Here is a 26,585-nt window from a genome sequence, read left to right as displayed (position 1 = left end):
CGTCGACCGTAGTCGACGTGGCTTGGCCCACCCGGCGGAGGCAGACCGGCGGAGACCCGACATGATCGACATCTTCCTGATTGCCGCCAGTACCGAACACGCGCAGCACATCGTCGCGCGGCTGGAAGAGAGCGGCGTGCGCTACCGGCTGCGCACGGTGTACGGCACGCTCCGGCAACTGCACGCGCATTCGCGCGTGATCCGCAGCGCCGATCTGCTGATCGTCGACGACTCGAATCTGAACACGCGCGAACTCGGCGGCATCGAAGAAGCGCTTGGGTGCTGGCCGGCGCTGCATTGCATACTGGTGACACCGGCGCCGTCCACCGCGTTGCTGGGCGCGGCGCTGCGCATCGGCGTGCAGCACGTCCTGTCATGGCCGCTCGACTCGCAGACGGTTACGGCGGCGCTGACCCGGATCGACGCGAAGAAAAACGCGCCAGGCCGCCGCGCGGGACGGGTCGTGGCGCTTACGTCGAGCAAGGGCGGCAGCGGCACGACGATGGTCGCCGTCAATCTCGCCTGTTCGCTCGCCGGGCAGCGCGACCGGCGCGTGCTGCTGATCGATCTGAGCCAGCAATTCGCCGACGCGAGCCTGCTGATGGTCGACCGGCCGCCGCCGACGACCCTCGCCGATCTGTGCTCGCAGATCGAGCGGCTCGACGCCGCGTTGCTCGATTCGTGCTTGATGCCCGTGCACGCGAACCTGGACGTGCTGGCGGGCGCGGGCGATCCGCTCAAGGCCGCCGCGTTGCTGCCGGCGCAGTTGGAGCCGATTCTCGCGCTGGTGCGCGAGCGCTATGACGCGGTGCTGATCGATGTCGGCGCGAGCCTCAACGCGCTGACGATCCACGCACTCGATCACAGCGACGCGATTTGCATGGTCGTGCGGCAGAACCCGCTTTATCTGCACGGCGGACGCCGCATGCTCGACATCTTCAGGGAATTGGGCTATCCGGCCAGCAAGGTGCGCGTGGTGGTCAATCAGTACGACAAGAATGCGCAGATCAATCTGCCGATGCTGGAAAAAACGCTTGGCGCGAAAGTCGCGCATCAGTTGCCGCGCGACGACAAGCAGGTCAACGACGCGCTCAGCCGAGGCGTGCCGCTCGTGACGCTGGCCCGCGACAGCGCGCTCGCGCAAGGCATCGGTCTGCTCGCCGGTATGCTGTTGCCGGCGGCTGCCGAGCGCCGTAAAAGCATGATCGGCCGGTTGTTGACGACGTGGCCGAACCTGCCGCCGCAATTGAAGCCGGGGATTTGAGTCTGTCCACGTGCCAGCCCCCGCGGCGGATCACTCGTGACGCATTCCGTGCGGTCCGGTAGCTGTTCGCGAAGGCGGCGCTGCGCCGCTCGTTCGGCATCCCGCCGGCCGATTGCGGCGTCGTATCGCGCGGAGCATACCGGTTCGGGCGCCATCCGATGTACCTTGACTGCTTCCTGTTGGACAGTGACTCTCTGCTGGTGAATTTCGGCATCCAGAACATGATCGTCTACGGCTGCCAGTTCGCACTGTAGGTGAGGCGCATCGTGCCTGGGGAGAAGCTGCCGTCGGACGCGACGAGCACTACCGCGTGTACCGCAACAAGGTACGGTTCCGGGTGCTTCCCGGCGTATTTTGACGGTGTATGGTTAAGGCACGCAGTCCGTCCGCTTGCCCTTCGAGAAAATCACCTGAGCGCAGCCTCGTCCATGCCGAACATGACCCGCGGTCTTAACGACATCGCTTCGATCCTGTCCAATCCGATCCTCAACACGGATTCGTACAAGGCGTCGCACTATCTGCAATATCCGCCCGAAGCGTCGGCGATGTTCTCGTACATCGAGTCGCGCGGCGGCCGCTACGACCGCACGCTGTTCTTCGGCCTGCAAATGCTGATCAAGGAGTATCTGTGCCGTCCGGTCACGGCCCCCATGATCGACGAGGCCAAAACGTTTTTCCTCGCGCACGGCGAGCCGTTCAACGAGGCGGGCTGGCGCTACGTGGTCGAACAGCGCGGCGGCTATCTGCCGGTGCGGATTCGCGCTGTGCCGGAAGGCTCGGTGGTGCCGACGCACAACGTGCTGGTCACGGTCGAATGCGACGATCCGCAGGTGTTCTGGCTGGCTTCGTATCTGGAGACCATGCTGATGCGCGTGTGGTATCCGATCACGGTGGCGACGCAAAGCTGGCATCTGCGCAAAACGATCCGCGCGTACCTGCAAAAGAGTAGCGACGACCTCACGCAATTGCCGTTCAAGCTGCACGACTTCGGCGCACGCGGGGTGTCGAGCGCGGAGTCGGCGGCGATCGGCGGCGCCGCGCATCTGGTCAGTTTCATGGGTTCGGACACCGTGCTCGGGGTGGTGGCCGCGAACCACTACTACAACGAAGCCATGGCGGCGTTTTCCGTGCCGGCGGCCGAGCACAGCACGATCACGTCGTGGGGCCGCGAACGCGAAACCGACGCGTTCCGAAATATGATTGCGCGCTTCGGCAGGCCGGGTGCGATCGTCTCGGTGGTGTCCGACTCCTACGATCTATTCGCCGCGCTCGACGTGTGGGGCACCGAGTTGAAGCAGGCGGTGCTCGATTCCGGCGGCACGCTGGTGATCCGGCCGGACTCCGGCGACCCGCGCACGATTGTGTTGCAGACGTTGCGCGCGCTCGATGCATCGTTCGGCTCGGTGGTGAACAGCAAAGGGCGGCGCGTGCTCAACAACGTGCGCGTGATTCAGGGCGACGGCGTGAATCCGGATTCGATCGAGGCGATTCTCGCCGCAATGGACGAGGCCGGTTTCGCGGCCGACAACATCGTGTTCGGCATGGGCGGCGCGCTGTTGCAGCAGATCAACCGCGATACGCAGCGCTTCGCGATGAAGTGCTCCGCGATCCGCCTCGGCGACAAGTGGCACGATGTGCACAAGGACCCGGTCACGGACGCCGGCAAGCGCTCGATGAAAGGCCGGTTGACGCTGCTGGTGAATCGCCGCACGGGCGAGTACCGGTCGGTGACGCTGCCCACCGCGGGCGGGCAGGACGAGCGGGGCGAATGGGAAGACGCGCTGGTGACGGTGTTCGATTCCGGCAGGTTGCTGGTTGACGTATCGCTCGCGGAGATCAGGAGCCGCGCGCACGCGGGCGAAGTCTAGCGCGGACCGCCCGCGGGCCACACCGTCACGCCCGCCGCGCGGATATCGATCCGGCACGGCGCGCCCTCGCGCAAGCCGGCATCTTCACTAGCCATGTCGAAGCGCACCCCGGCGATATTCACGCGAACATAGCGCTCGCCGCGCCGCAATTCGACCGCCTCGACCACGCCCGCATGCGCGCCTTGCGACGCGACGGCCAACGCATGCGACGACACGCGCCACATGACGCGCTGGCCCGCGGCGAGATCCATACCCTGTCCGCTTACGCATTTGCCTTCACCCGCGCCGACCGCCAAGCCGTGGCTGATCTCCACCTGGCCCGCTGCGTTCATCGACCCTTCGCCGACGTTATGCAGACCGAGCAGGGCGGCCACGCGCATCGAAGCCGGCCTCTCGAACACGTCAGCGATAAAGCCCGCCTGCAACACGCGCCCCTGTTCGACGACCAGCACCTCATCGGCCAGCAACGCAGCTTCGTCCGGATCGTGCGTGACGATGATCGTCACCGCGGCGATTTCGCGCTGCAACGCCCTCAACGATTGCTGCAACAGACGCCGGCGCGGCGTATCCAGCGCGGCGAACGGTTCGTCGAACAGCAGCAGTTCGCTATGCCGCGTCAACGCACGCGCGAGCGCCACCCGCTGCCGCTGACCGAATGACAGCTGATGCGGCAGCCGCCCGACCAGCGGCGCGAGGCCCAGATGATCGAGCCAGTAACGCGCGCTGGCGGCATCGGCGTCGACGGGAAACGACAGTTGGCGCGCCACGCTCATGTGCGGAAAGAGGCCGTAGTCTTGCGGCATATAGCCGATCTGGCGACGCTCGGGCGGCAGCGTATCCAGCCCGGTCGAGCCGAGCTGGACGCTGCTCGACGCGTTCGATTCGAGCCCCGCGATCAGACGCAGCGCCAGCGATTTGCCCGAGCCCGACGGCCCGATGATCGCGAGCCGCCGTGTGGCAGGCGTCCACGCGATGTCGAGGTCGAACGCGCCCAACTGGCGCCGCAGATGGAACGCGAGGCGGAGATCGCTGGCGTCGCCGCGGCTCGCGGTGAGATTGGTGGCGGGTTCCAGCACGTCGTCGCCGTTTTCGGTCTGGTCGGCCGCAGGCTTTTGCCGAAGGCTGTAAATCGACAAAGCCGCGCAGACGATCGCGATCGCGAGCGTGGGCAACAGCAAGGGCATCATCGCCGGCAGCCCCTGACCGCCGAACACCACGTACGTGTAGACCGGCAGCGAGTACGGGTGATACGCGACCATCACGGTCGCGCCGAATTCGCCGAACGCGCGCAGCCATGCAAGAGCGAGTCCGGCGCGAATCGCCGGCCACGCCACCGGCAGCATTACGCGGAAGAAGCGGCTGCCCGCATGATGGCCGAGCGTCGCGGCGACGTCGTCGAGCACCGGGTCGACGGCGGTGAACGCGGACTTCGCGGCGATGATCAGAAACGGCGCGGCCACGAAGACCTCCGCCAGCACGATGCCGGCGAACGAGTCCGTCAGCGCGCCGCCGGTGAGGCGGCCGATTCCGCTATACGGGCCGAGCAGAAACAGCAGCAGCACGCCGCTCGTGAGCGGCGGCAGCGCGAGCGGCAACTGCACGACGAAGCCGAGCAGCGCCATCTTGCGTGAACTCGCGCGCGCCAGAAAATAACCGAGCGGCACGCCGCCGAGCAGGATCACGAGCGAGGCCACCGTGGCGCTCGCCGCCGACACGCCGACCGCCGACCACGTCGCGCGCCAGTCGACGTTCGCCCAATCCGCCGCGCCGAGTTGCGGCACGCTCGCGACGAACGGAGCGCACAGATAGACGGCCAGCAGCGCCGCCAGCCACAGCAGCGGTCGCGCAGCGGCGCGCTTCATCGCTTATTGCGCCGCGGCGTCGATCACGGCCTGCACCGAAGGCGGCATCGCCTGCAGGTTGCCGCTCACGGTGGGTTTGATCACGTCCACGCCGTGCTGCTTGAGCAGCGCGCGGCCTTGCTCGCTCAGCAGGAAATCGACGAAGCTGACCGCGCCACCGTGGTTCGGCGCGTCGCCGAGGACCGTCAGCGTATAGGTCGCCTTGGCCTGCAATTCAGGCGCGGGGCGGAGTGCCGGAATCTTCAGGTCGGACGTTTCGGTCGAATAGAAAAAGCCGGCGTCGAGCTGGCCGGATTGCAGGCGGCCCACCAGCGTTTCCTCGGGCAGAACCTGCTCGGGATTTTCGGCGGCGCCCAGCGTCTTCTCGACGAGGTCGGGCTGATGATAGAGCTCGGCCGCCTTGGTCATCATTTCGACGGTGAACGCGCCCTTCGGATCGAGCTTCGGATCGGTCCGGCCGATACGGATGCCCGGCTGCTGCAGCACCTGGTCCCAGCGCTTGCTCTTGAACTGCGACGCGAATTTGCTCTGCGGGTTATAGCCGATCATCAACGGCGATTCGGCGAAATTCACATACCACGTGACGTGGTTGCCGTTCGCGTCGCCCATCAGGCTGCTGTTCACTGTCGGACTCGCGCTGATGAACACGTCGCCGCGCCGCAGCTTGCCCTTGATCTCATTGGCGATCTTGTTCGAACCCGCCGCATAGCCGCGGAACTGCTGGCCGGTGGCTTTCTCGAACGCGGGGCCGATGCTGCGCTCCATCAGGTTGACGAGCGAGCCGGCGTACAGCACGTTGACCGTGTTGTCCTGTGCGAAGGCGGGCCCGGTCGTCACGATGCCGGTGACGACCACGAGAGAAGCGAGCAGCTTGCGAATCATGCGATAACCCCGATACGTTATTAAGGGCGCTATATTACGACGTTACCGCGTTGCGCGCTGGATGACGACGACGTCGGTATCGTGCCCATCGTGTCAATCTTGTCAGTTCAGCGGGAAGATCCGCACGTAGCTGGTGCCGCCAGTACTGCCTGCGCGGTCGATCGCATACAGCCTGCCGCGTGGCGCGTCGACGGCGACGCCGCGTGCGTCCTGAAAGTCGTTTGCCACCACGCTGATGGTGCCGTCCTGCGCGATCCGGCACAGGCCGGTGGCATTGCATTTGGTGTAGAGCGTGCCGTGGGGGTCGATGGCCGTCAGGTCGGGGCTGCTGATCTGCACGAACGTTGCGCTGGGTGTGACGGCTTGCGATGCGCCGAGCAGCGCGCTCAAACTCGCTTTCACGATGTCGTTGTTGGCCTGGTCCGACACATACACGGTGTCACCCGACACCGCGACGCCGACCGGCTTGCCGAGCCCCGTCAGCAGATCGCGCTCGACCGCGGTGTGAGCATTCAAGTCGTAAGTGATCAGGGTCAGGCCGCCTTGCGCAGGATTGCTGCCGCTTTTGATGAACCACGTCGACAGCAGGCGATTCGAGCTGATCGAAATCAGACCGAGGCGGCGCCGCGCTGGATCGGGGCCGCTCAATGCCGCGACGGTATCTTTGCCGGAGATGCTGAACACGGCGCTCGCCGTGCCGAAGCCGAAGCGCTCGATCATCAGCGTGCCGTCGTCGGTGAAGCTCAACTGACTCAGGCTGTTCGACTGGCCGGCCACCGTCGGCACGCTGGCGTAGTGCGCGAAAGTACGGGCGTCGGGCGACGAGAGCACACTGCTCGTTTGATCGCCGGTGATGAATGCCGCGCCGTCCGACGCGCGCACCGCGATGCCATTCGGCGACGCGCTGAGCGCAATACGTTGCGGTGCGACTGTGAGTTCGTCGCCGCCGCAACCGGCCAGCGCGGCAGCCAGGCCGCAGGCGGCGAAGGCGAGGCGGGTGGTGCGGCACAGGGCGGGTGAGAGGCGCATGGTTTCTCCTGAACGGCGCGAAAGACGAGGCCGGCGCAGTGGCCGATATCGCTGGCGATATAGTGTGTATCGACGCAGTTCGGCACCGATGCGGCCGGCGCAGCGTAATATACGCACGGACATAGCGATTGAACAGGGCGCCTGAGCGCCGATGCTGGAGATAACCGCGTATGGAAAGTGTGAATATGATGGCCGAGGCCGCAGTGGACGGCGCGCTCTTGCTGAGCGGGCGGTTTCAGCGGCCGCTGTCTTTCAGCCTCGAACAACTGAAGCGTTACGAAAGCTTCATGGCCACGCCGTTCGATCTGCGCTGCTACACGACCAACCGCTTCATTCGCAGCGTCGATGCGTATCGCGGCGTGCGACTGACGACCTTGATCGTGGAGGCCGGCCTGCCGAACGAGGTGCCGGGCGAGTTCAAGCGCACGGTGTTCATCGCGGTCGGGCAGGATGGCTATGTCGTGACGTTTTCGTGGCACGAGCTGTTCAATACGCCGATCGGCGAGAACGTGCTGGTCGCCTATGAATGCGGTGGCCGCATGCTCGACGCGGACGAGGGCGCGCCGATCCTGTTTTCCGGCTCGGACATCCTGCCCGCCCCGCGTCACGTCAAACGGCTGGCGCGCATCGAGGCGCGTGTGCTGACGCCATCCGCTTAAGGTGGCGTGGACGCGTGGGGCGTAAGATGGTCGGTTATTGCTCATCGCGTTGCCGCCATGTCTGACGATCCGCTTGCAAATGCCGTTCATGCCGCCGATGCTGCACCGGCTGGCGGCCTGGGCGACTCCGGCGCCGAACCGTTGCAGTTGCCGCTCGACCCGCAAATTGCCGCATGCATGAACAAATGGCTGAGCCTGGCAACGGACGCGTCTTGCGTCGACACCCGGCTGTTCGCCAAGCTGATCGCCGCACGCGACGCGCATGACGAACTTGCGTTGCTCGGCTTGCAGCCGCGCGAGTGGCGCGGGTTGCTGGCGTGGCATTTCACGCGCGCGGCTGCGCCCGCATTGCCGCTCGCGGTCAGCTTGGACATTAACGCCAGCTTCGTCCACACGCTTCACGCACTGCTGCTCACCCACGCAAGCGCCGCCGTCCACGCGGACGACGCGCACTGCATCGCCACGATCATCGCGCACGCGTGCCTGCGCCCCGACCACTTATGGCGCGACCTCGGGCTTGCCGGCCGCGAAGAAGTCACGTGGATGTTGACGCGCTATTTCCCGACGCTCGTCGCGCTGAATGTCGCCAACTTGCGGTGGAAGAAATTCCTCGCCGCGCAACGCGCGCTTTCGTTGGGCGTGCAGCCTGGTCCCGCGCCGGGTTGTCCCGGCTGCGAGGACTACGGCCATTGCTTCCCGCACGGCCGCTGAAGGCCGTTCGGCCAGGTGGCAGCGCGAGATGGTTCGTGTATGCTTTCGCGCATGGCTGACACCGCAAAAACCAAATCCACACCAGCGAAAAAATCCGCGAAGACGCGCCCCGAAGTGCGCTTCCGAATGCGCATTCGTAGCGGCGACGCGGTCGCGCTCGGACCGGGCAAAGTCGATCTGCTTGAAGCGGTGCGCGAATACGGCTCGATCTCGGCGGCGGCGCGCAGTCTCGACATGTCGTACCGGCGCGCGTGGCTCTTGATCGACGAACTGAACCGCTCGCTCAAGTCGCCCGCCACGCAATCGGAACAGGGCGGTCAAGCCGGCGGCGGCTGCACGCTCACGCCGGTCGGCGAGACCATCATCCGCCTGTATCGCGATGTCGAGGACGAAGCCCGGCGCAGTTGCGCGAAGCAGATCACCGAGCTGACCCGGCTGATCCGTTCCTGAGCGGCGGCTCCTCGCTTGCGCTTCTGGCGCTCAGCCGTGCCGGATGCAAAACGCCGAAGGCGGCGGATTGCCGAGTTGAGCGAGATGCTCCGGGTGCAGGCGGGCCATCAATTCGACGAAGCTCGCCACACTCGCTGTGCGCAGCGGGTGGTAGTCGATCTGATGCCGCTCGCAGATCCGTTTGAGCGTGTTCATCGAATCGTGGTCGATGCAGTCCACCGGAAACACGACGATATCCGCACCCGGCAACGCGGCCGCGAGCAGCCCCTTGCGATCTTCCACGCCGCCGTCGTGCACTACCAGCTCGCCGCGGGCCGCTTCCACCACTCGTTTGAGCGCGGCGTTCGAGCCGGGCCGGCCGCCCACGTACACGATTCGTTTGCCGCGCACGTGCTCGAGGCTCGCGCGGCGCGCACCGGCGTCACTGGCGGGGTCTGCCGCATCGACGGTCGCGCGTTCCAGCGTATCGCATTCGCTCTGCACCAGCTTGAGCAGCGTCAGCGCCCGATCGCGGCTCTCGCGCAACGCGCGCGCGGCGTCCTGTTCCTGCAGCGTACGTTGCTCGGCGGCCTCGCGACGGCTGGTATGCAACGCGACACGCTGATCCGCGTCGGCCAGTTTGTCGCGCAGCCGTTGTGCTTCTGCTTCGAGTCCTGCGGCATCGGCAGGCATCGGCCGGGATGTGTGGGCGGTGAGTTGCGCGATGCGCTCGTTCAGCGCGGCGCTCGACGCGTCGCGCTGCATGCTGAGTTCCTGCAAGCGACTCTGCTGCCGCTCGACTTTCTCCTTGAGCGCCGCGTTTTCTTCTTCCAGTGCAACCAGGCGGCGAATATCCGCGCGATTCGCCGCGCCCACCAGATGCGACAGCATGTGCAATTCGCCGAACGCTTTCTGGCGCACCGGCATGGTCGCGAACGGATGCGTCATCAACGCCCAGTAGGCCGGCGGAATGTCGCCGTTTTTCAGCGCTTCGTTCCAGAGCTTGAGCAGGTCGACGTCGTCCGCGGCCTTGTCGAAACGGCGGATCGCACCCGCGTAGTGCTCGTCGAGCAGCTTTTGCAGCGCCTTGGCGCCTGGGCCGCCTTCGATCGCCAGCTCGACCGCGCAATGATGAATCTCCAGGTCGCTGGCGTCGCGCCGGTCGAGGGGTGTGAATTTGGGCAGCAGCTTGCGCAACTCGTGCGTGCTCAGACAGGTCCCGATGATCGAGCAATGAAGATGCGCATCGAGTTCGGAAAGGCGCACGCGCCGTGTGCGGCTCAGAGGCGCTGCCTGCGCGGGCGTGCAGCAAGGGTCGGCGGCGCGGATGCCGGCACCGGCAAGCTCGTCTCCGGACAGTTTCAGACGCGAGGGTTGGGCAAGGCGGAACGGGGGCGTGTGCATGGCGATCTCGAATCCGGGACGGTGTCAGGCGCGCTGAACGCGCATGCTCGCAGCGGGAGTACGGCTAGCGATGTATTCGAATAGATATAACGGTGGGCAGGAGAAAGCGTTCATGTGCGGCAATGACGAATTAGTCGGTTGAGCTGACGAGGATGGGCGTGCTGCGCGCTTTGTCCGGATTGGCTGCGGCTAGAGCCGTGCTTCGCGCGATGGCGCACCGGCTGGCGGCCGCAGCCGTGGCGGGAGGCGCGGCCATTTCGCTGCCCGGCGTACGGGCGTGCTGTTCCAGCACATGGCCGACGCACAGGCCGATAAACGCGGCGTCGAGCCGTTCGAGTTCCGCCACCACCTTGCGCAGCGCGGGCACATCGTTGCTGAGCGCGTCGGAGAAGATCGCGTCGCGCAGTTGTTCCGCCGAGCGCGCTTCGTTGATCGCAGCCTTCAGTTCGCGCAGACGCGCGAAGCCCGCCGCTCCCGCGTGCTCCGCGAGGATCGACAGCAACTGGTGCAGCGAGTGCGAGCCCGACGTACCGACCGACGCCAGATTCAGCCGATCGCCGGTGAGCATCGCGACGAAGCGCTGCACGCTGCCGTACAGGCGCCGATACGCATCGACGACATCGCGGATCGATTCGGCGCGCCCGCGCTCGGACGCCGCCTTCACCGCGACGAGGGTCGACGAGATATCGGTCGCGAAGTGTTGACCGCGTTCCACGAGATCGGACAAAGGGGATCGACTGCGCACTGCTACTGGCTCCTGCTGGCTCGTTTTGCTTCGTCGCGCGTGGCGCAAACGCCCGAAGGGCGGCCCTTGCGCAAGCCACGAAGCCTACCGTGATATCCGACAGGATATAACGAAAGGCGGCGCGCGTGTTGAACCACGGCTTGCGACGCGGCGTTTATGCATGGGCTATGCGTGGCCTTTGGCGCTCCGCGCGTACTTCAGAAATGCGTTGACGGCGGGCGCCCGCTCGTATTTGCGGAAGGCGATCGCAATCTCCGAGGCGATCGGCTGACCGGCGATGTCGCGGTACACGACCCCCGGCAGCGTGATGCAATCGGCCAGCGTATGCGGCACCACGGCCACGTAGCCACCGAGCGACACACAGGCCAGCACCGCCGCGAGGGTGCCTGGGCGCGGCCCGAACCGGGCAGAAAAACGGCCCCGCCGCGCCACTTCGAAGGTGCCGGCCTCCTGCTCCGGCAGCACGAAACACTGGTCGCGCAACTGCGCGGACCGGATGCTCGCGTAGGACGCGAGCGGGCAATCGGCCGGCAGTGCGAGGACGAACCGGTCGCGGTGCACCGTGGCCGCCTGAATGCCGTCGGCCGCAGGCATGGGCGGGCGCACATAGGCCGCGTCGAGCAGGCCGTCGCGCAGCATCGCGGCGACGTTGTCCATCGGCACTTCGCGAATCGAAATGTCGACCCCCTGATGCGTGCCGCGAAAGCCGCCGACCGCCCGTTGCAACACGCCCGCATAGACCGCCGACGCCACATAGCCGACTTCGATCCGCCCCAGTTCGCCGCGTTCGGCCAGCACCGCGCGCTCCCCGGCGCGCGCCAGATGGTCGAGCGCGATGAGCACCTCGGCGAGATACGCGCTGCCCGCCGCGCTCAGTGCCACGGAGCGCTTGGTGCGATGAAAGAGCCGCACGCCGAGCAGGCGTTCGGCTTCCTGGATCAGCTTGGTCAGCGACGGCGCGGCGATGCCCAGTTCGTCGGCGGCGCGCGAGAAATGCAATTGTTTTGCGACGCAAACGAAGGCGTGGATATGGCGAAGTTCGAGTTGCCGCATGATTTTTTGTATTGCCGAAAAAGTTAATTATTTTGTGATTTTATGGCAATGACAGGTAATAGGCGTATCGCTACCATGACGAAACTTCGAATCGTCCCCGCCTGCCCGCATGTCATCCGTCTCTACCAGTCGCACAGCGCCCGCGCAGCAGCCGGCCGCTAATTCGGCGTTCGTGCTCGCCACTGCGTCCGCCACCTGCGCGCTAATCGTGCTGGACACCAATGTCGTGGCCGTCTCGCTGCCGTCGATCGCACGCTCGTTCCACGCGAGTTTCGCCGATGTCGAATGGGTCGTCAGCGCGTATATGGTCGCCTTCGCCGCGTGTCTGCTGCCCGCGGGCGCGCTCGCCGATCGCGTCGGCCGCAAGAAGATGCTGCTGCTGGGACTCATGGTGTTCTTCATCGCGTCGCTCGGTTGCGGCGTTGCGGGTTCGGCGGTCGTGCTGAACGTCGCGCGCGCGGTCAAGGGCGTGGGCGCTGCGATGCTGCTGACCGCCGCGCTCGCCGTGATCGCACACACCTTTCACGACGGACCCGCACGCGCGCGGGCCTGGGCCGTGTGGGGGACCTGCATGGGCGTGGCGACCACGGTGGCGCCGCTGGTCGGCGGTGTCATCACGCAATGGTTCGGCTGGCGCTGGATCTTTCTGCTCAATCTGCCCGTGTGCGCGGTGCTCGCGTGGTGTGCGTCGCGTGCGCTGCGCGAGTCGCGTAATCCTGCGCGCGGTCCGCTCGATGCCGCCGGCAGCCTGCTGTTCGGCGTCGCGCTCGCGCTCGGCATCTGGGCGTTGATCGAACTGCCGGCGCACGGCCTCGCGAGCTGGACCACGGGCGCGAGACTCGTCGCGTGCGCGCTGCTGTTCGGCGCGTTCATCCAGGTGCAGCGGGTCCGGGCGCACGCAATGATCGATCTCGCGTTGTTCCGGCAAGCGCGCTTCGTCGCCGCGGTGCTCGCGATGTTCGGCTACGCCGCGTGCGCACAGGTGATGATGACCTTCTTGCCGTTGTATTTGCAGAACGCGTTCGGTCTGTCGCCGGTGGCGGCGGGTGTCGGCATGCTGCCGTTCGCGCTGGCGATGGTGGTGGGGCCGTACATCGGCGCGGCGCTTGGCAAGCGCTTTTCGGCGATGACGTTGCTGTCCGCATCCTTGCTGCTGATCGCATTCGGCAACCTGCTGACCGCGTCGGTGGCCCAGGGCGAGCGCTACGTGTGGGTCGCGCTCGGCATGATCGTGACGGGGCTGGGCGCGGGAATGCTGAACGGCGATACGCAGAAGGCCATCATGGCGTGCGTGCCGTCGGAGCGGACCGGCATGGCGTCCGGTGTCAGCACGACGACGCGCTTCACGGCGATCGTCACCTCGGTCGGGGTGCTCGGCGCGGTGCTCGCGGCGCGCACGCACGCGGCTTTTATCGCAGCCGTCCCATTGACGCCCGGCGTGAAAGCCGCACTCGACGCAGGCTTCATGTCGCGCGTGCTGGCCGGCGACACCGCGCAGGCAACCGCCCATCTGCCGCCCGTGCTGGGGGCTGCGCTGACAGCGGCCGCGCACGCGAGTTTCGCCGATGGGTTTGCCGCCGCGCTTCGCGTGGCGGCGCTCGTCGCGGCGTCGGTCGCCGCTGGCGTGTGGTTGCTGGCCGGCAGAGCTCAAGTGCGGCGGGTACTTGGTGCGGGGTCGGACGGATCGTGAGTTTGCGTTGCCCGTGAGCGCCGTTTTCCGCTATCGTGCTGCATTCCCGCCGTCGAGTACTTGCGGATACATCGCCCGCTGGCTTCCCGCCAAACTCCGGCCGCGCACGACACGAAAAACAATGAGCCATCCCAACTCCGAACTGATCGAACGTTTTTACACCGCGTTTCAGCGACGCGACGCCGAAACGATGGTCGCCTGCTATGCCGATGACGTCGTCTTCAGCGACCCCGTGTTCGGTGAGCTGCGCGGCGAAGAAGCGCGCGACATGTGGCGCATGCTGGTGGAGCGCGCGCAGGACTTCTCGCTGACGTTCGACGGCGTCGCCGCGGACGAGCATGCCGGTCAAGCCCGCTGGGTCGCCCGCTATCAGTTCAGTCAGACGGGCCGCGCGGTAGTCAACCAGATCGACGCGCGTTTCGCGTTTCGGGACGGGCGCATCGTCGAGCACCGCGACCGCTTCGGCCTGTGGCTGTGGCTGCGTCAGGCGCTGGGCGTGCGCGGCACGCTACTCGGCTGGTCGCCGCTCGTGCATCGCCTGATCCGCGCGCAGGCGCGCAAGGGACTCGCCACCTATCGAAATCGCGATCGGGACCGCTGAAAGCGGTGTCGTCGATCTATCGTCATGTTGCGCGCGTCGTGCTTGCTATGATTCGGCCAATTGATCCAGTTCCAGTATTTGTTCAGGCCGACTGATAGGGAGTGCTATGCCAGTAGTGGATGCTGCGTGGGAAGAGTGGCTGGGCAGCAATGTGGCGCGCGGTTGCAGTCCGGACTCGATGATCGAGGCGATGGTGCGCGCGGGCTTCGCCATCGACGCGGCGCGCGTCGCGGTGCATGAAACGTTTGACCGGCGCGTGGCGGATGCCGGGCTTGCCGCACCGCCCGCGACCGAGTCGGCATTCGCGCAGACCGAGCCGCAAACCTACCGGTACGACGAGTCGCCGGTCGCGCGCGGCAATGTGATTCGCGCGTACGACCGCGATGTCCGCGTGCTGATGCGCTGCGAACGTCCTCAGGTGATCGTGTTCGCAGACGTGCTGTCCGCCGACGAGTGCGGCGAGATGATCGAACGCTCGCGTCATCGGTTAAAGCGCTCCACCACGGTCAATCCCGACACAGGCAAGGAGGACGTGATCCGCAACCGCACCAGCGAAGGCATCTGGTACCAGCGCGGTGAGGATCCGTTCATCGAGAAGCTCGAACGGCGTATCGCGAGTCTGATGAACTGGCCGGTTGAGAACGGCGAAGGGCTGCAGATCCTGCACTACGGCACGACCGGCGAATACCGCGCGCATTTCGACTACTTCCCGCCCGATCAGCCGGGCAGCGCGGTGCATACCGCAAAGGGCGGCCAGCGGGTGGCGACGCTGGTCGTCTATCTGAACGACGTGCCCGACGGCGGCGAAACCACGTTCCCTGAAGCGGGCATGTCGGTCGCGGCGAAGCAGGGCGGCGCGGTGTATTTCCGCTATATGAACGGCCACCGGCAGCTCGATCCGCTGACCTTGCACGCGGGCGCACCGGTGCTCGCCGGCGACAAGTGGATCATGACGAAGTGGATGCGCGAACGCGCTTACGGCTGAGCCCGCGTCATTCGGCTGCCTGACGGGCGGGGGCAGGGCCGGTCGAGCCGGCGAACAGTTGCTTCAGCGCGTCGCGGCCGCTTGCATAACCCATGCGCAGGACCAGCAGGCCGATCGCCGCGCCCGCGATGTGATCGAGCATCGGCAAGCCGGCGAGACTACCGGCCAGACCCACGGTCGCGACCAGTGCCGACACAGCATCGACGCGCGCATGGCAGGCGCTGGCAATCAGAATGGCCGAGCCGGTGCGCCGGCCTTCGGCGCGCAGGTAGCGAAACAGCGTTTCCTTGGCGACCATCACGAAGCCGCTGACCGCGAGCGCGCCGATGTGCATCGCGTTGCCGCCATTCAGCGTCGAGCTTTGATCGATGCTCTGCCAGAGCATTTCCACTGCGGTGAAGATCAGCACGGCGGCGATCAAAAGCGAGGCGAGGCCTTGCTCGATGCTGGTGTCGGTGCGGCCTGCCTGGCGCGCGTTCACGCTGAAGTGTCTCGCGCCGAGGTACAGCACGAACAGCACGATGGCATCGGCGGCCAGATCGCTCAACGTATGAATGCCGTCGGCGAGCAGTCCGTCCGACTGCGCGGTGATGCCGAGAGCGATCTGCAGCGCCGAAAGAAACGCGTTGAGCAGCGCACTTGTGGAGGCGGCCTTAAACAAGGCGTCCGCCGTTCTGGATGGGGCCGCGGTGGCGGCTGTCGCACTCGGTGGACTCGGGCATGGGCTGTGACGTTTTCTGTTTGTCGCAGCACAGTACCCGCCGAACGTGGCACGCCGATGACAGCGCGTGATCGTGTGGTCGCGCGTGTCGTGACGTGTCGTGGTTGATGCGCGGTAGGTGGGGCATCCCGGCGTTGGCTTGCGTCACGTTGCGCATCGCCAGTGACGTTGCCGGCGGGGCTCGCGTGCTTCTCGCGTCGCGCATGTCGCAAACATCACAAACGCCGCAAACATCACAAACGTCGCGGCGTTTTGCGCTGTTCGTTTAAGTTGTCCGTTTGATCCGCGCTCAAGCCGTCGTCTTGTAGACCTCCGGGTTATGCAACTCCATATAGCGCTCGGGATTCGCCAGTGTCGTGAAGCCGTGCGGCTCGTAGACGTGGTGCGCGTCGGTCGTCACCAGCACGATTCTTCGCAGACCCGTGAGCGACGGGCTCGCGAATATCTGTTTCATCAAGGTCGACGCATAGCCTTTGCCGCGATACGGGGGCAGCACGAATACGTCGCACAGGTACGCGAAGGTCGCCTCGTCGGTGATCAGGCGCGCGAACGCAATCTGCTTGCCGCCGATATAGCCGCCGAAACATAGCGAGCGCTCAACGGCCCGCTCAAACGTGTCGAGCGGCATGCCCTTCGCCCACGCGGTTTCCTGCGACAGGAACGCATAGACCATCTCGCTGTCGAGCTTCGCCTTGTCATTCGAGACGGTCAGTTCATCGCTTTGCACTACATATCTCCGGTTGAGTTCGGATTGGCCGACGCCAGCCCTGGTCACCATCACCCCTTCGCCGGGTCCTCGCTGCCGCGCGAGCCGCCGCCGATGCTCTGTCCGGCGTCGCGCGCGAGGCCCATATAACCGACCACGGACACCAGCGTCAGCACCCCTGCAAATAGAAACGCGAGGCGGAAATCGTCGAGCGTGAAGACGCGGCCCGTCGTCTCGCCGTTGAAGAACGCCGCCGCGCGCAGCGAGACCGCGCCGAACGCGATGCCCAGGCCGATGGTCATCTGTGCCGCCGCGCTCCATAGTGTGCTCGCCGCGCTCATCTGCGGCTGCGCGACATCGGCGTAGGCGAGCGTCGCGAGCGTCGAGAATTGCATCGAGCGCGCCACGCCATACACGAACACGACGAACAGCACGAGCGCGAGCGGCACGTTCGGCGACAACAGCCCGCACGCGATGATGAACACCCCGGCCACCGCCACGTCGACGATCGACACCATGCGGAAACCGTAGCGCTGCAAAATGCGCGTGGTCAGCGCCTTCATGCCGAGGTTGCCGAGCGCGCTCGCGAGCAACAGCAGCCCCGATCTGAACGCGGACAAACCAAAGCCGACCTGAAACAGCAGCGGCATCAGATACGGCACCGCGCCGATGCCGATGCGCGTGAACGAGCCCGTCACCACCGTCACGGAGAAAGTGGGGATTTTCAGGGTCGACACGTCGATCAACGGATACGGATGGCGCTTCGCGTGCTGGAACGCCACCACGCCTACCAGCAAGCCGCCTAGCACGACCGCGCCGGCGATCCACGGATTCGTGCCGGGCTGGCTCGCCAGTTCCGCGCCGTACAGGATCGCGGTGAGCGTCAGGCCGCTCAGCATCAGGCCGACCACGTCGAGCGGCTTGCGTTCGGCACCGCGCAGGTTCGGCACCAGCGCGAGCGCGACGGCCATCGCCGCCAGACCGAACGGCACGTTCAGCAGGAAGATCCAGCGCCACGACGCGTAGGTGGTGATGAAGCCGCCCACCGGCGGCCCGACCACGGGCGCGGCGATGGCCGGCCACGTGATCGTCGAAATGGCCTGCATCATGCGGCTCTTCTCGGTGCTGCGGACCACGATCAGGCGGCCCACCGGCACCATCATCGCGCCGCCCATGCCTTGCAGCACGCGCGCTGCGGTGAATTCGACGACGTTCTGCGACAGGCCGCACAACACCGAGGCCGCCGTGAACACGGCGATCGCGCTGAAGAACACCGTGCGTGCGCCGCAGCGGTCGGCGACCCAGCCGCTCGCCGGGATGAAAATCGCCAGCGCCAGCATGTACGCGGTCATGCCGAGACTGAGGCTGTTCGGACCAACGCCGAACGAGTGCGCCATTTGCGGCAGCGCGGTGGCGATCACCGTGGTGTCGAGATACTCCATGAAGAAGGTGGCCGCGACGAGATACGGCAGCCAGCCGACATGCGTATTGCGTGTGCTGCCGCCGGTCATTGCGGGGTCTCCGCTGCAATGCGTGCGGGGGTGTCGAGGTCGTGAGCGTGCAGGCGCGGGGCGCGCGATGAAGTGGACTTCATGTTTGTTGCGACTACCTTTCGATAACGTGTTTCCGGCATCCGGGCTTCCGGGCTTCCGGGCTTCCGGCTTCCGGGGCGTCAGGCGTCCCACGTCCGTGCGAGACGGACAGGCGCCAGGATGGCGAGTGCCGGCGATGCACGCGTGAACCCGTGTTGGATCGCACGCGCGTTGCCAGCCCTGAATCCTAACGCAATAAATGGCGCCATACCGTTGCCGAGCGCAGGATGCGCCGCCCCAATGCAGCATCCAACGCACCGCCGGCATGGCGCGTGCCGGTCCGCCGGTCCGTTGCGCGCAGCGCGGCGCGTAACGGATCGGCGCGGGAAACACGATCGACGCGCGCCGCTCAGCCCTTCGCGGCGTACTCGCGATCCAGCCGGTCGTACAGCGGCTTGTTGACGAGCCGCTGGCGTTCGCTGAACGGTGCGACGAGCGTCGCGTCCTCGTCCAGACGGCCATTGCTCTTCAAAGTACCGAGCGCGCGCTGCATGCCGAGCACCGCGCCCTGCAGCGCCGCATTCGCATACAGCACGATGCCGTAGCCGAGCTTCGCGAGCGCCTCGCGCGACTGCACCGGCGTCTTGCCGCCGATCACGATGTTGATCAGTTGCGGCTTGTCGAACAGCGCCGGCAGCCGTTCGATGTCGGCAAGCGATTCGGTCGCCTCGATGAACAGGATGTCGGCGCCGGCTTCGATGAAGCGATGACCGCGCTCGATCGCGTCCTCGATGCCGTGGACCGCGGCGGAGTCGGTGCGCGCCATGATCTGCAGATTGCCGTCTTCGCGGGCGTCGACGGCCGCGCGGATCTTGCCGACCATCTCGCTCGTCGCGACCACTTCCTTGCCGGAAAAGTGGCCGCATTTCTTCGGCATCACCTGGTCTTCGAACTGGATCACGTCGGCGCCGCTGCGCTCGAGCACGCGCACGGTCTGGCGTACGTTCAGCGCGTTGCCGAAGCCGGTGTCGGCATCGACGATCAGCGGCAGCGCCACCGCGTCGCGAATGCGCGCCGTGTGTTCGGCGACTTCGGCGAGTCCGATGAAGCCGAGATCGGGCAGTCCGAGCGACATATTGGTGACGCCCGCGCCGGTGATGTAGAGCGCCTCGAAGCCGGCGTCCTCGATCACGCGGGCGCTCATCGCGTTGAAGGCGCCGGGCACGAGCAGGCCCTGGCGTTCGTTGACCTTGGCGCGGAACGCGGCGCGACGGGTAGCGGAAGTGGTCATGACGGTGTGTCTCCAGAAGAAAAGTCGTTGGCGGGATGGGGAGCTATTCCGCAGGAAGCGTGCCAATTTGCGACGATCGCGGCTTTGCCTTGAGTAATCAAAGGGTTGGGCCCAGGGGCTGGCTCGTGCGGTTCGTGGCAGAATACGGCGTTCGTTCCATGAAACGTTTCATGGAACGTTTCAACGCTCAAACATCGAAAGCCGGGCGTTGAGCCTCGCAGCGTCAGAAAAGGAGTGCCGCCGGTGTCCACTTTCACGTCGTCCCTTGTAAATTCCAATTCCGGCCGGCCGGGCGTCGCACTCGTCAGTATCAGCCGGCTGCAGTCGCTTTGCGAGACGGTCGCGCCGCGCTACGCCGAGCGCGCGAAATTTTTCCCGGTCCGGGAAGGTTACGGCGCGGCGGTCGCCACGCTGCAAGCCTACGTGGATGCGGGCGCGGTCGACGTCGTGCTGGCCGCCGGCTCGAACGGCGCCTATCTGCGCGAGCATCTGAATGTGCCGGTCGTGATGGTCAAGGTCAACGGCTTCGACGTGCTGAACGCGATCACGCTCGCCGCCACTACGTGGCCCGGCGCGCGGATCGGGCTCGCATTGCATGAAACGGTCTCGCAGGAACTCGCCGATCTGGGGCCCTGGCTGAACGTCGGCCTGAAACAGTGTGCGTACCGCTCGGTCGACGAAGTGCGGCTCGCCGTCGACAAGCTCGCCGCCGAGGGCTGCAGCGTGATCATCGGCCCCGGCATGGCCTGCGATCTCGCGCAGCAGGCCGGCATGGAGAGCGTCTTTCTGTATTCGCTCGGCGCGGTCGAAGAGGCGTTCGAGCGTTCCGTCGAACTGGCGCGCGTGAGCCGTCAGAAGGAGTCGAAGCGCGTGCGGCTGAACACGATCGTCGCGCATCTGCGCGACGGCGTCGCCGCCTTCGACGACGCGGGCCAGCTCGAAGCGGTCAATCCGGCGATGCTCGAACTGCTCGGCCTGGGCGATCCGAGGCAAGCCCGTATGGGGAACGCCCTGCAGGAAGCGCCCGTGGGGGGCCGCGAACACGGCTTGCCCGCGCAAGTGGCGCGCCTGGTCGGTCCGCTGCTGCGCGAAACGCTCGCGCACGATCAGCCGATCGAAGAGCGCATCGAGCAGATCGGCGGCCGCGCGCTGATCGTCAACTGCGTGCCGATCGTCGAGCACGGTGTGCGCTCCGGCTCCGTGGTGACGGTGCAGGACGCGCTGGTCGCGCAGCGGATCGACCGCTCGCTGCGCACCAGCCAGCGGCCGAAGCATCTGGTCGCGCGGCATCAGCTCGACGATCTGATCGGCGGCTCGCCGGCGCTGGAACGGGTGCGCCGCCTCGCGCGCGCGGGCGCGGCGCACGACGCAACCGTGCTGCTCACCGGCGAAAGCGGCACCGGCAAGGAGCTGGTCGCGCAGGGCATCCACAACGCCAGCCGGCGGCGCGGCAATCCGTTCGTCGCGTTCAATTGCGCGGCGCTGCCCGAAGGGTTGATCGAAAGCGAGCTGTTCGGCCACGAAGAGGGCGCGTTCACCGGCGCGCGCCGCGGCGGCAAGCCGGGCCTGTTCGAAATCGCGCATACGGGCACGATCTTCCTCGACGAAATCGGCGAGATGCCGGCCGCGCTGCAAAGCCGGCTGTTGCGCGTGCTGCAGGAGCGCGAGGTGATGAAGCTCGGCTCGGGACGCGCGACGCCGGTCGACGTGCGGGTCATTGCCGCCACCCACCGCGACTTGCATGCGCTGGTCGAGCAGGGCGCGTTTCGCGCGGATTTGTATTTTCGTCTGAATCTGCTTCAGATAGAATTGCCGCCGCTTCGCGAGCGGCGCGGCGATGTCGCGCAACTGGCGCGGCACTTGTTGAGCCGCGGCGCGCTCCAATATGGTTTGGCGGACGCGGCGCAGCAGCGGGTGCTGGCGTTTCTCGCGCCGCTGTTCGAGCACTACGCGTGGCCCGGCAACGTCCGGGAGCTGGAAAACCTGCTGGCGCGCGCGGCGATTTATTTCAGCGACGCAGCGGCGGACGCGTCGCAGGATTCGCACGCGGTGTTCCCCGAGTTCGGGCGGATGACGCGGGCGGCGGCGGTCAAAACCGCGCCGGGCGTCGCAGATGCCACCATCGGCAACATTTCTGTGCGCGCCACGCCCACCCGCAAGGACGTGCTGCACGCCCTCGAACGCTCCGGCGGCAATCGCGCCGCCGCAAGCCGGGCGCTGGGAATCGGCCGTACCACGCTATGGCGGCTTCTCAAGGACTGACCCCGGCGCGATAGCCGGCAGCGACGAGATAAATAGTGCCAGACTATCGTTACCATTGAGACAATCTGCTTTACCTATTAAGCGTCGTCTGACATACTGACTCCACTTTCCAACCACCCAGAAAGAGGACTCAGTAAATGCCGATCATCAACAGTCAAGTCAAACCGTTCAAGGCACAGGCTTATCACAATGGCGATTTCGTGACCGTCACTGAAGAAAGCCTGAAGGGAAAGTGGTCGGTTTTCGTTTTCTATCCGGCTGACTTCACCTTTGTTTGCCCGACCGAACTGGGTGACCTGGCCGATCGCTACGCCGATTTCCAGAAGCTCGGCGTCGAAATCTACAGCGTGTCGACCGACACGCACTTCACGCACAAGGCATGGCACGACACGTCGGACACGATCCAGAAGATCAAGTACCCGATGATCGCCGACCCGACCCTGGCAATCTCGCGCAACTTCGACGTGCTGATCGAAGAAGAAGGCCTGGCGCTGCGTGGCACGTTCGTGATCAACCCGGAAGGCGAGATCAAGCTGTGCGAAGTCCATGACAACGGCATCGGACGTGACGCTGGCGAGCTGCTGCGCAAGGTGCAGGCTGCGCAATACATCGCGGCTCACCCGGGTGAAGTTTGCCCCGCCAAGTGGACGCCGGGCGCAGAAACGCTGACCCCGTCGCTCGACCTGATCGGCAAGATCTAAGGTCTTCGGACCTTTCGCAGTACGCGCCCTTCTGCGCCTCTGCATCACCGTGCGGACCGTTTCATGCAGCGGTCCGCGCGTCCCAGGGCCGCACGTGTCCTATCCGGACTGCGGGCGGCGCCTGGAAACCAACACCCCTCGTCACGGAATCGAATCGCCATGCTTGACGCCAATCTCAAGAATCAGTTGAAAACGTACCTCGAAAAGGTTAGCAGGCCTATCGAAATCGTCGCATCGCTCGACGACAGTGCTAAATCACAAGAACTGCTGGCATTGCTGAACGATATCTCGACGTTGTCGGAACGCGTGACTGTGGTGGAACGCCGCGACGACAACGAGCGCAAGCCGTCGTTTTCGATCAGCGAGCCGGGCAAGGATACCGGCATCCGCTTCGCCGGCATTCCGATGGGGCATGAATTCACGTCGCTCGTCCTCGCACTGCTGCAGGTCGGCGGCCATCCGGTCAAACTCGACGATGCGGTGGTCGAACAGATCCGCAATCTCGACGGCGACTATCAGTTCGAAACGTATTTTTCGCTGTCATGCCAGAACTGCCCGGAAGTCGTCCAGGCACTGAACGTGATGGCGCTGATCAACCCGCGTATCCGCCACGTGGCGGTCGACGGCGCGTTGTTCCAGAACGAAGTCGAAGCGCGCCAGATCATGGCGGTACCGACGATGTTCATGAACGGCGAAGTGTTCGGCCAGGGTCGCAGCGGCGTGAAGGAAATCCTCGCGAAGCTCGACACCAACGCCGGCGCCCGTGCCGCGAAGGAACTGGAAAAGAAGCCGGTGTTCGATACGCTGATCGTCGGCGGCGGCCCGGCAGGCGCGGCTGCGGCGATCTACTCGGCGCGCAAGGGCATTGCGACGGGCGTGGTCGCGGAACGCTTCGGCGGCCAGGTGCTCGACACGCTGGCAATCGAGAACTTCGTCTCGGTGACGGAAACCGAAGGGCCGAAGTTCGCCACTGCGCTCGAACAGCACGTGAAGGCCTATGACGTCGACATCATGGACGTGCAACGCGCCGAAGCGCTGATTCCAGGGCGCATCAACGAAGTGCGCCTCGCCAACGGCGCGGTGCTCAAGGCGAGGACCATCATTCTGGCGACCGGCGCGCGCTGGCGCGAAATCAACGTGCCGGGCGAGCGCGAGTATCGCAACCACGGCGTCGCGTATTGCCCGCACTGCGATGGCCCGCTGTTCAAGGGCAAGCGCGTCGCGGTGATCGGCGGCGGCAACTCGGGCGTCGAAGCGGCGATCGACCTCGCGGGCATCGTGCGTGAAGTGACGCTGTTCGAATTCGGCGCGACGCTGCGTGCCGACGAAGTGTTGCAACGCAAGCTGCGCAGCCTCGCCAACGTGACGATCGTCACGCAGGCGCAGACCACTGAAATCACCGGCGACGGCAAGAAGGTCAACGGTCTGGTCTACAAGGACTTGCGTTCGGGCGAAGTGAAGACGGTCGAGCTGGAAGGCGTGTTCGTGCAGATCGGCCTCGTGCCGAACACCGAATGGCTCAAGGGCACGGTGGAGTTGTCGAAGCACGGCGAGATCGTCGTCGATGCGCGCGGTGCGACTTCGGTGCCGGGCGTGTTTGCCGCGGGCGACGTGACCACGGTGCCGTTCAAGCAGATCGTGATCGCCGTGGGCGAGGGCGCGAAGGCATCGCTGTCCGCATTCGATCACCTTATCCGCAACAGCGAAGAAGTGGAAGTGGCCAGCGAAGTTGAAGCCGAAGCAGTGGTTTGATGCGGCAACGGTAGCGTGAGTGGTGAGCGGCGGCCTGCGGGCCGCCGTTTTTGTTTGTGCTCGACAACGGGTCCGTGTGAACGCGCGCTCAACGCCGGTCGATCGAATACTTGCCGGCGCCGGTCACACACAGCAGCAGTAGCCCGCCGATGATGCTGATGTTCTTGTAGAAGTGAATCATGTTGTCGTACTGCATCGCGCCGGTCATGTTCCAGTAGTGGTGGCCGATGATCGCGGCGCCCAACGTATAAACCGCAAGCAGCAGCGCAAGCGGCCGCGTGAAGAAACCCACCAGCAGCGCGATGCCCACGACGAACTCCATCACCACGGCGATGATCGCCGACAGCTCGGGCATGGGCGCGCCGCTCGACGTCATGTAACCGACGGTGCCGGAAAAGCCCGTCAATTTCGACCACCCGAACATCACAAACAGCACCATCAACAGGATGCGGGCGACGAGAATGACCGCGTCTTTCTGGTTTTCAAACAACGTGTAGCGCATGATTTTTCTCTCAACAGTGGGGAAAGGGTGTGGCTCGCCGCCTATCATCCGGTGAGCCACGTTTAAACCGGTAGAGCAATCGAGCCATCAAGCCCACAACGCCGACGTCTCGATGTTGCGCAAATCGAACACCAGCACTTCCGCGTCATGGCCTTGCGAGAAGCTCGGCGCTTCTTCGCCGCGCACTCGCACGCCGTCGCCTTCGCCGAGTTCGACACCGTTCACCATCACGCTGCCGCGCGCCACGTGGATGTACGCATAGCGATCGCTCGCCAGTTCGAGCCGCGCGGTCTCAGCGCCGTCGAAAAGCCCGGCATACACGCGCGCATCCTGTTGCAGCATCAGCGAATCGTTCGCGCCGTCCGGCGACAGCACGAGGCGCAACACGCCGCGCTTGTCATCCGCGCTGAAGTGCCGCTGCTGATAACGCGGCGCCGTGCCCCGTGCAGCAGGTGCGATCCAGATTTGCAGGAAGTGCACCGGCTCGCTCTTCGAATGGTTGTATTCGCTGTGCGCAACGCCGGTTCCCGCGCTCATCAGCTGGATGTCACCGGGCACGATCACCGAGCCGGTGCCCATCGTGTCCTTGTGCTCCAGCGCGCCTTGCAGCACGTACGAGAAAATTTCCATGTCGCGGTGCGGATGCTTGCCGAAGCCTTGCGCCGGGGCCACGCGGTCGTCGTTGATCACGAGCAGGTCGGAGAAACCGTTCTGCTTCGGGTCGTGATAGCTCGCGAAGGAAAACGTGTGACGCGAACTGAGCCAGCCGTGTTCCGCGCGGCCGCGTTGATTGGCATGTCTGATTTCAAGCATCTTTTTTCTCCTTTGGGTTGTGCGATCCGGGCCAGATGTGTGTCCGCGATCCATGCATGAGAGTTTAGGTCAATCTGGATGGTTATAATCGCTGTGAAAAGCGAAACACTGTCGCCTTGGAGTGGACAATATGATGCAGCTCGATGACATGCGGATCTTCGTCGCCACGGTCGACGCGCACAACTTCACGGCGGCGGCCAACCGGCTCTCGCTGTCGAAGCAGTTCGTCAGCCGCCGGGTGATGGCGCTGGAAGAGGCGCTCGGCGTGCAACTGCTGATCCGCAATACGCGCAAGCTGGCCGTGACCGACCTCGGCCAGGAGTTTTACGAGCGCGCAAGGCGCATCCTCGGTGAAGTCGAGGATGCCGAGCGGGCCATGTCGCTGCGGCGCGCGGGTCCGCGCGGACTGTTGCGGGTGAGCGCGCCGATGTCGTTCGGCATGATGCATCTGTCGCCGCTCGTCGCGCTGTTCCTGCGCGAGCACGGCGACGTGCGCTTTGACATGGAGTTGAGCGACCGCACCGTCGACGTGGTGGGCGAGGGCTTCGACATGGCGATCCGCATCGGTACGCTGGCCGATTCCACGCTGCTTGCCCAGAAGCTCGTCGACGTCAGGATGGTGGCGTGTTGCAGTCCGGGATATGTGAGGCGCCGCGGGGCGCCCGCCGCGCCGGCCGATCTGCAACGTCATTCATGCCTGTTGTACGGGCATGGCGGCGCGGTCAGCTGGGACTTCGTCGTGGACGGGGTCGTGAAGGGCGTTGAAGTGCGCGGACCGTTGCGGGCCAATAATGGCGATCTGATCCGCGACGCCGCCGTGGCCGGGCTGGGGATTGTTCGGCTTCCTGATTTTATCGTTGCGGATTCGCTCAAAAGCGGTCAACTGGTGCCGGTGCTTGACGCATTCCTGCCTGACGCGACCAGCGTCTACGCGGTGTATCCGCAGCATCGGCAAAGCTCGGTCACGATTCGCGCGTTTGTCGAGTTCTTGCGCAAGCATTTGAAAAAGAATCTGGCGGCTTGAGGGCTTACGCGGGGCGTGAGAGGCTGGCGGGGAACTACGGCTCGCCGCCGCGGCGCCCGTCACCGCAACCTGCTCATTGCCTCACGCCGCCCTTGAACA

General features: G+C 65.4%; 24 protein-coding genes. 12 read left to right on the top strand and 12 right to left on the bottom strand.

Features of this window, described 5'->3' with window-relative positions:
* Positions 1–61 precede the first annotated feature (61 nt).
* Positions 62–1,264: a CpaE/TadZ family protein gene (locus P0D89_RS14870; RefSeq protein ID WP_408376868.1), complete on the top strand. Its 1,203-nt coding sequence runs from the start codon at positions 62–64 to the stop codon at positions 1,262–1,264.
* A 428-nt stretch (positions 1,265–1,692) separates the two neighbouring features.
* Positions 1,693–3,132 carry a nicotinate phosphoribosyltransferase gene (locus P0D89_RS14865; protein ID WP_408367614.1) on the top strand — a complete coding sequence of 480 codons (1,440 nt, stop codon included), beginning with the start codon at positions 1,693–1,695 and terminating at the stop codon, positions 3,130–3,132.
* On the opposite strand, the gene P0D89_RS14860 is transcribed toward P0D89_RS14865, so the two are convergent.
* The 3 genes from P0D89_RS14860 to P0D89_RS14850 form a co-directional block, all read right to left on the bottom strand.
* Positions 3,129–4,994: an ABC transporter ATP-binding protein/permease gene (locus P0D89_RS14860; RefSeq protein WP_408376866.1), complete on the bottom strand. Its 1,866-nt coding sequence runs from the start codon at positions 4,992–4,994 to the stop codon at positions 3,129–3,131. The genes P0D89_RS14865 and P0D89_RS14860 overlap by 4 nt on opposite strands.
* Before the next feature lie 3 nt (positions 4,995–4,997).
* On the bottom strand, positions 4,998–5,876 hold the full coding sequence (locus P0D89_RS14855) for an extracellular solute-binding protein (RefSeq protein WP_408376864.1): 879 nt from the start codon (positions 5,874–5,876) through the stop codon (positions 4,998–5,000).
* Positions 5,877–5,978: 102 nt separating this feature from the next.
* Positions 5,979–6,905 (bottom strand): NHL repeat-containing protein, encoded by a 927-nt coding sequence (locus tag P0D89_RS14850; protein ID WP_408376862.1) that lies wholly within the window; start codon positions 6,903–6,905, stop codon positions 5,979–5,981.
* A gap of 170 nt (positions 6,906–7,075) precedes the next feature.
* Here P0D89_RS14850 and P0D89_RS14845 point away from each other — a divergent pair, with 170 nt between their 5' ends.
* The 3 genes from P0D89_RS14845 to P0D89_RS14835 all read left to right on the top strand — a co-directional run bounded on the left by P0D89_RS14845 (position 7,076) and on the right by P0D89_RS14835 (position 8,725).
* A complete protein-coding gene (locus tag P0D89_RS14845; RefSeq protein ID WP_408376861.1) occupies positions 7,076–7,564 on the top strand; it encodes a molybdopterin-dependent oxidoreductase in 489 nt (162 codons plus the stop codon).
* A 177-nt stretch (positions 7,565–7,741) separates the two neighbouring features.
* A complete protein-coding gene (locus tag P0D89_RS14840; protein WP_408376886.1) occupies positions 7,742–8,275 on the top strand; it encodes a nitrogen fixation protein NifQ in 534 nt (177 codons plus the stop codon).
* A 39-nt stretch (positions 8,276–8,314) separates the two neighbouring features.
* Positions 8,315–8,725 (top strand): winged helix-turn-helix domain-containing protein, encoded by a 411-nt coding sequence (locus tag P0D89_RS14835; RefSeq protein ID WP_408367624.1) that lies wholly within the window; start codon positions 8,315–8,317, stop codon positions 8,723–8,725.
* Positions 8,726–8,755: 30 nt separating this feature from the next.
* Here P0D89_RS14835 and P0D89_RS14830 read toward each other — a convergent pair whose 3' ends face one another.
* The 3 genes from P0D89_RS14830 to P0D89_RS14820 form a co-directional block, all read right to left on the bottom strand.
* Positions 8,756–10,108: a DUF2325 domain-containing protein gene (locus tag P0D89_RS14830; protein ID WP_408376859.1), complete on the bottom strand. Its 1,353-nt coding sequence runs from the start codon at positions 10,106–10,108 to the stop codon at positions 8,756–8,758.
* A 130-nt stretch (positions 10,109–10,238) separates the two neighbouring features.
* Positions 10,239–10,853 (bottom strand): hypothetical protein, encoded by a 615-nt coding sequence (locus P0D89_RS14825; protein ID WP_408376858.1) that lies wholly within the window; start codon positions 10,851–10,853, stop codon positions 10,239–10,241.
* A gap of 165 nt (positions 10,854–11,018) precedes the next feature.
* Positions 11,019–11,906 carry a LysR family transcriptional regulator gene (locus P0D89_RS14820; RefSeq protein WP_408376857.1) on the bottom strand — a complete coding sequence of 296 codons (888 nt, stop codon included), beginning with the start codon at positions 11,904–11,906 and terminating at the stop codon, positions 11,019–11,021.
* Positions 11,907–12,015: 109 nt separating this feature from the next.
* On the opposite strand from P0D89_RS14820, the gene P0D89_RS14815 reads away from it, so the two are divergent.
* The 3 genes from P0D89_RS14815 (at position 12,016) to P0D89_RS14805 (ending at position 15,182) form a co-directional block, all read left to right on the top strand.
* Entirely contained in the window at positions 12,016–13,596 is a 1,581-nt protein-coding gene (locus P0D89_RS14815; RefSeq protein WP_408376856.1) for an MFS transporter, read from the top strand.
* Between the two features lie 121 nt (positions 13,597–13,717).
* Positions 13,718–14,197, top strand: coding sequence for a nuclear transport factor 2 family protein (locus P0D89_RS14810; protein WP_408367634.1), 480 nt, complete (start codon positions 13,718–13,720; stop codon positions 14,195–14,197).
* Positions 14,198–14,303: 106 nt separating this feature from the next.
* Positions 14,304–15,182 (top strand): 2OG-Fe(II) oxygenase, encoded by an 879-nt coding sequence (locus P0D89_RS14805; protein WP_408376855.1) that lies wholly within the window; start codon positions 14,304–14,306, stop codon positions 15,180–15,182.
* Between the two features lie 7 nt (positions 15,183–15,189).
* On the opposite strand, the gene P0D89_RS14800 is transcribed toward P0D89_RS14805, so the two are convergent.
* From P0D89_RS14800 to P0D89_RS14785, 4 genes are all read right to left on the bottom strand, one after another.
* Positions 15,190–15,843 (bottom strand): cation diffusion facilitator family transporter, encoded by a 654-nt coding sequence (locus P0D89_RS14800; RefSeq protein WP_408376854.1) that lies wholly within the window; start codon positions 15,841–15,843, stop codon positions 15,190–15,192.
* Between the two features lie 349 nt (positions 15,844–16,192).
* Entirely contained in the window at positions 16,193–16,630 is a 438-nt protein-coding gene (locus tag P0D89_RS14795; RefSeq protein WP_408376853.1) for a GNAT family N-acetyltransferase, read from the bottom strand.
* Positions 16,631–16,680: 50 nt separating this feature from the next.
* On the bottom strand, positions 16,681–18,120 hold the full coding sequence (locus tag P0D89_RS14790) for an MFS transporter (RefSeq protein ID WP_408367642.1): 1,440 nt from the start codon (positions 18,118–18,120) through the stop codon (positions 16,681–16,683).
* Between the two features lie 430 nt (positions 18,121–18,550).
* Complete coding sequence (locus P0D89_RS14785; RefSeq protein WP_408357722.1) at positions 18,551–19,432, bottom strand: isocitrate lyase/PEP mutase family protein; 882 nt, start codon at positions 19,430–19,432, stop codon at positions 18,551–18,553.
* 243 nt (positions 19,433–19,675) lie between these two features.
* Between P0D89_RS14785 and prpR the strand changes: the two genes are divergently transcribed.
* The 3 genes from prpR (at position 19,676) to ahpF (ending at position 24,147) form a co-directional block, all read left to right on the top strand.
* A complete protein-coding gene (gene prpR / locus P0D89_RS14780) occupies positions 19,676–21,694 on the top strand; it encodes a propionate catabolism operon regulatory protein PrpR (RefSeq protein WP_408376852.1) in 2,019 nt (672 codons plus the stop codon).
* Between the two features lie 137 nt (positions 21,695–21,831).
* Positions 21,832–22,395: an alkyl hydroperoxide reductase subunit C gene (ahpC, locus tag P0D89_RS14775; RefSeq protein ID WP_020067922.1), complete on the top strand. Its 564-nt coding sequence runs from the start codon at positions 21,832–21,834 to the stop codon at positions 22,393–22,395.
* 159 nt (positions 22,396–22,554) lie between these two features.
* Positions 22,555–24,147, top strand: a complete 1,593-nt coding sequence (gene ahpF / locus P0D89_RS14770; RefSeq protein ID WP_408357724.1) for an alkyl hydroperoxide reductase subunit F — start codon at positions 22,555–22,557, stop codon at positions 24,145–24,147.
* Between the two features lie 88 nt (positions 24,148–24,235).
* Here ahpF and P0D89_RS14765 read toward each other — a convergent pair whose 3' ends face one another.
* Together P0D89_RS14765 and P0D89_RS14760 are read right to left on the bottom strand one after the other, a co-directional pair.
* A complete protein-coding gene (locus tag P0D89_RS14765; protein WP_408357725.1) occupies positions 24,236–24,649 on the bottom strand; it encodes a DoxX family protein in 414 nt (137 codons plus the stop codon).
* An 87-nt stretch (positions 24,650–24,736) separates the two neighbouring features.
* Positions 24,737–25,462 (bottom strand): pirin family protein, encoded by a 726-nt coding sequence (locus P0D89_RS14760; protein ID WP_408357726.1) that lies wholly within the window; start codon positions 25,460–25,462, stop codon positions 24,737–24,739.
* Between the two features lie 133 nt (positions 25,463–25,595).
* Between P0D89_RS14760 and P0D89_RS14755 the strand changes: the two genes are divergently transcribed.
* Complete coding sequence (locus tag P0D89_RS14755; RefSeq protein ID WP_408376885.1) at positions 25,596–26,486, top strand: LysR family transcriptional regulator; 891 nt, start codon at positions 25,596–25,598, stop codon at positions 26,484–26,486.
* The last annotated feature ends 99 nt before the right edge of the window (positions 26,487–26,585 follow it).

The sequence above is a fragment of the Paraburkholderia sp. RL18-085-BIA-A genome, assembly GCF_046027075.1.
GTDB lineage: Bacteria > Pseudomonadota > Gammaproteobacteria > Burkholderiales > Burkholderiaceae > Paraburkholderia.
The sequence above is the reverse complement of the archived record's forward strand: the minus strand, read 5'-3'. Positions and strand labels throughout refer to the sequence as shown.

Coding starts and splice junctions, on each gene's coding strand:
- P0D89_RS14870 (WP_408376868.1), top strand. CDS start 62: ATGATCGACATCTTCCTGATTGCCGCCAGTACCGAACACGCGCAGCAC.
- P0D89_RS14865 (WP_408367614.1), top strand. CDS start 1,693: ATGCCGAACATGACCCGCGGTCTTAACGACATCGCTTCGATCCTGTCC.
- P0D89_RS14860 (WP_408376866.1), bottom strand. CDS start 4,994: ATGAAGCGCGCCGCTGCGCGACCGCTGCTGTGGCTGGCGGCGCTGCTG.
- P0D89_RS14855 (WP_408376864.1), bottom strand. CDS start 5,876: ATGATTCGCAAGCTGCTCGCTTCTCTCGTGGTCGTCACCGGCATCGTG.
- P0D89_RS14850 (WP_408376862.1), bottom strand. CDS start 6,905: ATGCGCCTCTCACCCGCCCTGTGCCGCACCACCCGCCTCGCCTTCGCC.
- P0D89_RS14845 (WP_408376861.1), top strand. CDS start 7,076: ATGGAAAGTGTGAATATGATGGCCGAGGCCGCAGTGGACGGCGCGCTC.
- P0D89_RS14840 (WP_408376886.1), top strand. CDS start 7,742: ATGAACAAATGGCTGAGCCTGGCAACGGACGCGTCTTGCGTCGACACC.
- P0D89_RS14835 (WP_408367624.1), top strand. CDS start 8,315: ATGCTTTCGCGCATGGCTGACACCGCAAAAACCAAATCCACACCAGCG.
- P0D89_RS14830 (WP_408376859.1), bottom strand. CDS start 10,108: ATGCACACGCCCCCGTTCCGCCTTGCCCAACCCTCGCGTCTGAAACTG.
- P0D89_RS14820 (WP_408376857.1), bottom strand. CDS start 11,906: ATGCGGCAACTCGAACTTCGCCATATCCACGCCTTCGTTTGCGTCGCA.
- P0D89_RS14815 (WP_408376856.1), top strand. CDS start 12,016: ATGTCATCCGTCTCTACCAGTCGCACAGCGCCCGCGCAGCAGCCGGCC.
- P0D89_RS14810 (WP_408367634.1), top strand. CDS start 13,718: ATGAGCCATCCCAACTCCGAACTGATCGAACGTTTTTACACCGCGTTT.
- P0D89_RS14805 (WP_408376855.1), top strand. CDS start 14,304: ATGCCAGTAGTGGATGCTGCGTGGGAAGAGTGGCTGGGCAGCAATGTG.
- P0D89_RS14790 (WP_408367642.1), bottom strand. CDS start 18,120: ATGACCGGCGGCAGCACACGCAATACGCATGTCGGCTGGCTGCCGTAT.
- P0D89_RS14785 (WP_408357722.1), bottom strand. CDS start 19,432: ATGACCACTTCCGCTACCCGTCGCGCCGCGTTCCGCGCCAAGGTCAAC.
- ahpC (WP_020067922.1), top strand. CDS start 21,832: ATGCCGATCATCAACAGTCAAGTCAAACCGTTCAAGGCACAGGCTTAT.
- ahpF (WP_408357724.1), top strand. CDS start 22,555: ATGCTTGACGCCAATCTCAAGAATCAGTTGAAAACGTACCTCGAAAAG.
- P0D89_RS14765 (WP_408357725.1), bottom strand. CDS start 24,649: ATGCGCTACACGTTGTTTGAAAACCAGAAAGACGCGGTCATTCTCGTC.
- P0D89_RS14760 (WP_408357726.1), bottom strand. CDS start 25,462: ATGCTTGAAATCAGACATGCCAATCAACGCGGCCGCGCGGAACACGGC.
- P0D89_RS14755 (WP_408376885.1), top strand. CDS start 25,596: ATGCAGCTCGATGACATGCGGATCTTCGTCGCCACGGTCGACGCGCAC.